General features: G+C 43.1%; 3 protein-coding genes. All 3 read right to left on the minus strand.

All coding sequences use genetic code 11. The features are described from left to right. Positions 1 to 41: 41 nt before the first annotated feature. Positions 42 to 3917: an AAA family ATPase gene (locus CXF61_RS02120; RefSeq protein WP_165596990.1), complete on the minus strand. Its 3876-nt coding sequence runs from the start codon at positions 3915 to 3917 to the stop codon at positions 42 to 44. A gap of 83 nt (positions 3918 to 4000) precedes the next feature. Then, positions 4001 to 5623: an exonuclease SbcCD subunit D C-terminal domain-containing protein gene (locus CXF61_RS02125; protein WP_165596991.1), complete on the minus strand. Its 1623-nt coding sequence runs from the start codon at positions 5621 to 5623 to the stop codon at positions 4001 to 4003. A 152-nt stretch (positions 5624 to 5775) separates the two neighbouring features. After that, positions 5776 to 7416, minus strand: a complete 1641-nt coding sequence (cysG, locus tag CXF61_RS02130; protein WP_165596992.1) for a siroheme synthase CysG — start codon at positions 7414 to 7416, stop codon at positions 5776 to 5778. Positions 7417 to 7495: the final 79 nt, after the last annotated feature.

Below are 7495 nucleotides of genomic sequence, written 5' to 3' on the forward strand. Positions count from 1 at the left end.
AAAGGTTTAAAAGTATTAAGTAGTAAAGTGATTAACCTAACTTATGATGCTTTTTCACTGACGACTTTATGACACCCTTGACCACTAATTCGACTAAATCCGCCTGAGAGCTTTTCGACCTTTATTTGGGTTAAAATGCGATCTTTTAGCGCCTGAACATGGGATATCACCCCGATTAATTTACCTTCTTGCTGTAGATTGGTCAGTGTATCAAGCGCAATGTCTAAAGATTCCTCATCCAATGTACCAAAGCCTTCATCTAAAAATAGCGAGTCCACGCGAATATTTTGGCTGGCCATCTGCGACAGTCCTAACGCCAGAGCCAGGCTGATAATAAAGCCTTCACCGCCTGAGAGATTTTTGGTACTGCGAATTTCACCGCCCTGATAATTATCAATGACATTCAGCTCAAGTGGACTATTATCATCACGGGCCAGCAAATAGCGATCGCTCATTTTTTGCAGCTGCGTATTGGCGTGAGTGACCATAAGGTCAAAGGTTAGCCCTTGAGCAAAAGTACGGAACTTTTTGCCATCAGATGAACCAATCAATTTATGCAATTGTTGCCAAACTTGCAGTTTGTCCTTTTGAGCAGTGATAGCATCAAGCTGTGCCTGTTGGGTGGTTTTTTTGTCTTCATTGTCCTTTAGACGCTGACTGATTGCACCGATTGACTCAATTCGTTTGTTAAATTCATCTTGGGCTTGTGATTGCTGTTGGGTAAGCGTTTCTCTATCGTCTACTGTCAGCGGATTGGCTTGTTTATCTGCAAGTGTTTTTTGTGTTGCATCCAATAAAGATTGCGCTTGCTTTAGGGCATAATCGATATGCTGTTGCTGCTGTCTAAGTGCGTTACGCTCATCTATGGGCAGGCGTGCATTAGTAAAATCTATTTCATTAGCGAAATCAGAGGCGGCAAGCGCTGACTTAAAGGTATCTTCTTGGTTGCTAAGTGTAATCTTTACAGTAGTCACTTGCTCAGTCACCTGACGTTGCTTATCAAGCAATTGACTAAGTATGTGCTCAGCATTGTCTAGCTGTCTTTGCGTAGAGGTCTGCGTGGTTTTAGCCTGATCTAACGCATCACGTAAACGCTTTTCTTCTGTTTCAGGATCTTTATTAGCTAAGACCTCATCTCTGTTTGTTTTTAATTGCTCAAGCATGTTCGCTTTTTCAGCCACGAGTTGAACTATTTTAACAAGCTCATTTTCTTCTTTGTCGAGCTGAGACTGCTTGGTCTCGATTTTTGTTTCTAGTTGACCAAGTGATGTCTTAAAGGTTTGTTGATCCTCTCTGTAGTCGTTAAACTGTTGCTTGATTTCTAAAAGGGCACTGTGACATCGGCGCAGAGTATTGATATGCGCCTGAGCGTCCACATTGCTTAGTACGGTTTGATTTTCAATGCTGGTTATCAGCGGTTGTAATGATTGTAGTGAAGAACGTATCGCCGTTTTTGCATCTGACTGATGTTTGCCAGCGGAATATTTATTTAACAGGGCTAATATATCTATTTTGAGCACAGTCAATTCAGAAAAATTATCATGATATTTTTTGTCTAAGTTTTCTATAGCCCATGCTATTTTTTCACTATTGCTCTCAATCTCATTGATAGTGCTTGCCAGCTCACGCCGCTCTTTGTCTAATGCTTCGATGTCATTACGCATCGTAGAGAGCGACTCGCTAAGCGTTTCATATTGAGTTAACGTATTTTTAAGAGATTCTCTACGCTTACCTAGCTCGATTTTGCTACTGTCTAATAATGACAGCGCATCTACATGCGTCTCAATCTGCGCTAGCGATTTTAATGTTTCAGTAATAAATCGAGAGTAGCCTTTATTTAGTACTGAACTGACCAACTGGTCGATATCTATCTTCAACTTTTGTATTTGGTGATTTAGCAGGGTTTGTTGCTCTTCCGCTTGCGCAAACTGCTGCCGTACAGTTGCCTGAGTAATACGATGTTTAGATAGGGTATCTTCTAAATCCGCTATAGTCATATCCAGATCTGTTATCTGTTGCTGAGTTTGATCTGCTTCCGTGTCTGGTATTAAATGTGGATGGTCTGCACTATAAGGATGCTCTAGCGACCCACAAAGCGGGCAGGGATAGCCATCTTTTAGGTCAGCGATATAGTCTTCTAATTTGGCGACTTTTTGTAGTAAATGCAGCTGGGTTTGTTTGTCTTGACGCTTTTCTTTGGCAGCGCTGATAGCCGATTCATTATCAGCGATTAGTCCTACCAGCTTCGTGAGGTCGTTACTCATTACTGGCAAGGTCGCAACTATTTTCTCTACTTGTACACTAAGCTCATCTTGCTGTTTTGTCTTAACGCTTACTTGGTCAAGTTGACGGTTGATATCATCAATCTGTTCTTGCTCATCTCGCATATCAGCCAATGACTGCACTTGGGTTAATGCTGCTTGCTCTCGTTGTAAAGCGGCCAATTTATCCTGTATAGACAACATGGTGGTGTCTTTTGTCTTTTTCTGTTGACTTAAGACGTCAAGATTGGCGCGATACTGGTGGATCTGTTGCTGCTGGCTTGTTCTATCATCTGATAGGGCGGTATTCTCTTGCAATAGGGCTTTTAGTCGGCCGCAATGACTTTTGAAATTTGCTATGTCACTATCGATATTGTTTAATTCATGGGCGTCATTAAGATAGCTTTCGACACGTGTGAGCTGGATTTTATTCTGCGCAGCCTGCTGTTTATGGTTGTCTATCTCTTTATTTAAATGCTGAGTGCTAATAGACAAGTCTTGTTGTCTTTGCTCAATGTCTTTTAAGATATGCGTGTTCTGCGCAACCTCCACATCGATTTTACGCGCCTGCGCAATATTGGGTAGAGCTGTTTGCAAAACTTCATGGGCAGCTTGCACATGAGTTTTCGCTGTCTCTAGATTTGCGGTTGCTTGTTCTAGATCATTTTGTTTCTGCGGTAGGATGCCGATTATTTGCTGCTGTTCTTCTTGCAAGCGTTTTAAATTATCTCGACTATGGACAAGTTGGCTGAACTGACTGTCAATCTCCAACGCCTTATTGGCAGCGGTTAAGCGTTTGGCATTAGGGATAAAGTCTTGCTGAGCCTGCTGAGCCTGAGCTAGATCATTTTGATAAGTATTCAGTTTTTCTTTTGATTCTGTGACGCTATCTAGCCACTTTATCTTTTCGGCCAAATCTTGAATGGTCTGCTGCTGCTCACTTTGGGCACTTTGATATGACTGTAAGTCGGCTTTTAGCTGATTTTCTTCATCGGTATCTAAAAGCATTAAACCGTCTAAACCGTATTGCAGCTTGCTGAGAATTTCTTCTTCGGTACGTTTTTTATCATGAACCTGTGTGGAGATAGTCGCGTAAATATCAGTGCCTGTAATTTTTTCTAATATATCAGCGCGTTCATCAGCCTTTGCCTTTAGAAATGCTGAAAAACTACCCTGAGCCAGCAATATAGAGCGAGTGAACTGCTGAAAATCCATCCGAGTCAGTTCAATAATTTTATTTTTGGTATGCTTTAAGGTGCTCTCTAACAGCTCATCCTCTTTTAACGAGTCATCAACGTTTATCTTAGCGATTTCATGAGTCGCATCTTGCAGATTTCCGTCTGCTTTATTGTAAGCACGGCGCTGTCCCCAGCGGCAGCGATACTGCTCGCCATTTAAGTCAATCACTACTTCAGCGAAACATTCTGCCGTCTGCCGCGTCATCACCTCATTACTGCTCTTACTGATACTATTAATCCTTGGTGTCTCACCATATAGCGCTAAGCAAATAGCATCCAATATGGTGGTCTTGCCAGCACCAGTCTGTCCAGTGATAGCAAAGATGCCTTCATTGGTAAAGGCAGTATCAGCAAAATCAATATGCCATTCGCCTTTTAGGGAGTTGAGGTTTTTTAGTCTGAGTTCGATTAGGCGCATGGATAAGTCTTAATATTAGTAATAGCCGCAACTGCGAAAAATTGAGAGAGATAAGGAAGTGTGGTCATGATATGTCACTTATATCATTCTGCCTGTTTGTCTTCATGACGTAAGTTATAAAGTATCTGACCATAGGCATCGCGCAATGAGTCTTTTTGAGAATCAGCCACATCATTTATCGTCAAGCAGCGCTCAAACACTTCCATCTCATTTAAGTCCTGCAAGTTCTCAGATGTTTGCTGCTGATTGAGGACTTTATTATAAGTACGAGTGTTTTTTATCTTAAGCACTTCACATGGCAACCCTTCTACCATTGCTTGCACTTGCTCACGCAAATCACTGACGATTTCGTCACCTGTATAGACAATCTCTAGCCAAATAGAGTCCGATTGTGTAAGCGCTTGAATGGTTTGTTCAATTGTGGTTAGGTCACCAGATATTTGCGCCAATTGTTGGAACTTTGGAATGGGTAGGGATACTACTTGCATCTGATTAGCGTCATCGCGATGTAGAATTTTATTGCTATTCACGGCGTCAGTAGAAGTTTCTCGAATGCTTTTATATTGCTCAGGCTGAATAGGAGTATTTTCTACGACAGTAGATTTTTTAACTTCCTCATCTTCTAATGGCTCATCAAAGCCAAACAAGTCATCCATGAAAGGCAGTTCCTGACTAGACACTTTTTTAGTAGATTTTTCTGTCAGTTTTTCTACTGATTTTTTAACTTTGGTGACTCCAATATCAGCTACTATATTGATGACATGATGAGTAGTACTATCAGGTGCATCATTCAACTCTGAGATGCCATTATTAAAATGTTCTGCGGCACCAAACTGTACCAGCAATACTTGCTTTTGCTGTTTGGCCTCTCCGAAACCCATGGCGATGGGTGAGCCTGAATAGCGAATACTCTCACGACCGCCAACGCGCTGCGGCACGTGCAAATGGCCAAGTGCCACATAATCAAAGCCATCGTTGAACATATCGGCGGAGATTTTACCTAGTGAGCCGACATATAGCTCGCGTACACCATCATCCTCGGTTGTTTTGCCACCAGACGCGAATAGGTGTCCTGTGGCGATGATAGGAATATATCGCTGATGCGTTTTAATTAAGTCGGCTTGCTTAGCCTTCGCAATGTCTGCAACATTGTCATAATGCGCGCAAATACCAGCGATAACATTGGCGTCTTTGCTATCTGCGGACTCGCCAGCGCTACTGCTACGCACATCCCGATCGCGCAGATAGGGCACAGCGGCAATAATACAATGGGGGTTGTTGTCGTCATCACCCAAGACCAATACTTCGTCGTCCAAGTCATCACAAGCCGTGCCGATCACATGGACATTCAAAAATTTAAGCACATTGCTTGGCGCGTCTAAAAATGTCGGTGAATCGTGATTCCCTGCGACAATTACCACATGCTGACAGCAGGAGCGTGAGACATTACCCAAAAATTCATAATACAGCGCTTGGGCTTTATTGCTCGGGGTCATGGTATCGAAGATATCACCCGCAACAATCAATATATCTACTTTTTGCGCGCTGATGGTGTCTTGTAGCCAATGCAGGAATGACTCAAACTCTTCGTAACGAAGACGCCCATACAGACGTCGGCCCAAATGCCAGTCTGAGGTATGCAATATGGTCAAAGGTTTTATTTGCGTGGTTAAAGAAGAAGGCAAGCTAGCATCAGGTATGGGCATAAGTAGACTATGATTATGAGCAGTAGAAAGTCTTCATTCTAGCAAGAATCGTTGAGATTTGCGCTGTTGCCAAAAGAAAACCCTACCAATAATATACTGGTAGGGTTTTCTTTTTATTTAAAACTTATCGTTTTGCAGGTTAGCAGTAAGCGCTAGTCAATAATCAATTGCTCCAGACCATCTCCTTGCTGCGTCGCAAGATTTTCGACCATCGATAGGGCGTGTGCTTGTTGGTCTCTCGGTTGTTTTACTGCTTTACCTCTTGAGCCTTCACGCAACCAATTTTTAGCTATATCATTGCTGTTTTGACTGTGCTGCTGATTTTGCAAATTATACCAAGCCAAATCATGATGCAAGCTGACCACGTCGCCCATAATTAGGAGGGCAGGCGTTGGCAATTGTGCTTGTTCTTGTTTGGCAACAATCGTTGCAAGCGTACCTGTCAATACTTGCTGATTGGGCATACTCGCATTAGAGACGATAGCAATCGGCGTTTCGCTACTGCGTCCAGCATCAACCAAGCCTTCAGTCAAACGTGTCAGCGAGTGCAGACCCATATAAAATACGACCGTCTCATCAGTATTTAAAAAGTTCTCAAAATTACTATTGGGTGCACCAGCCTTCAAAAATCCCGTCACAAAACGCACTGATTGTGAATGGTCACGGTGAGTGAGCGGAATGCCTGCATAGCTAGCAGCGGCATTGGCAGCGGTGATACCTGGTACGACTTGGTAAGGTACATTGTTTGCTCGTAGGCTTTCGATCTCTTCGCCGCCACGTCCAAAGATAAACGGATCGCCACCTTTTAAACGCACGACTCGGCGACCTTGTTTGGCATGGGTGACAAGTAGCTCATTGATGCCTAATTGCGCAACTGTATGATTGCTGCGTTTTTTACCGACAAATACTTTATCAGCATCACGGCGACATAAGTCCAACACCTGCGGTGAGACCAGTGCATCGTAAAACACCACATCTGCTTGCTGCATTAGACGCAAGGCTTTAAATGTCAACAGCTCTGGATCACCCGGGCCTGCGCCAACAATATAGACTTCACCAATGGCTGGTAAGTTTTTTTCTGACTCATCAGATAGAGTAGCAGTAATCATGTCTGACTCTTTTACCGCATTTGCATCGTCGCTTTTCTTACTGATAGCAGCGGCAGTACTATCCAAATCAGCCTTTAACTGTGCAGTCGCTTCAGTTTCATTACCTGCAAACATGAGCTGACTGACTTGACCTTCAAACGCGCGCTCCCAAAACTGACGACGTCCAGTAAGCGTTGGTATTTTGGCTTTTACCTCACTGCGGAATTCACCTGCCAGCTTGGCCAATTTTCCATAGCCTTGCGGGATTAATGTCTCAAGACGTGCACGTAATAGACGTGCCAATACTGGCGCTTTACCATTTGATGAAATACCAATCACAATAGGATTTCTATCGATAATCGCTGGAAAAATAAAGTCACATAAATGCGGGGTATCGACCACATTGACTGGAATGTTTAGCTCAGTCGCATCTGCATGAATTTGGTGGTTCAGCGTCTCATCGTCAGTCGCGGCAATGATTACCCGTGCGCCTGACATATAGGTTTTATTATAGTTCTCATAGATAAATTCATGTTTGCTGTCAGTGAGTAAGGCTTGTAGCTCGTGGCTGATATCGGGTGCAAGTATAGTGATACAGGCGCCTGCACGGCTGAGCAAGTCCGCTTTACGCAGTGCCACTTCGCCGCCGCCCACGATAAGCACTTTACGGTCTTCTAATTTAAAAAATAGCGGGAAGGTGTTCATAATGTCACCATATATTTAATTGTTTATTATAAAAGGTAGAAAAGATATAAGGAATGTCGCCATTATGAGGTATCACAGG

This window comes from Psychrobacter sp. 4Dc, assembly GCF_002836715.1.
In the GTDB taxonomy this organism is placed as follows: domain Bacteria; phylum Pseudomonadota; class Gammaproteobacteria; order Pseudomonadales; family Moraxellaceae; genus Psychrobacter.

Excerpts from the sequence above, each read along its gene's own strand:
- CXF61_RS02120 (WP_165596990.1), bottom strand. The coding sequence starts at position 3,917 with ATGCGCCTAATCGAACTCAGACTAAAAAACCTCAACTCCCTAAAAGGC.
- CXF61_RS02125 (WP_165596991.1), bottom strand. The coding sequence starts at position 5,623 with ATGCCCATACCTGATGCTAGCTTGCCTTCTTCTTTAACCACGCAAATA.
- cysG (WP_165596992.1), bottom strand. The coding sequence starts at position 7,416 with ATGAACACCTTCCCGCTATTTTTTAAATTAGAAGACCGTAAAGTGCTT.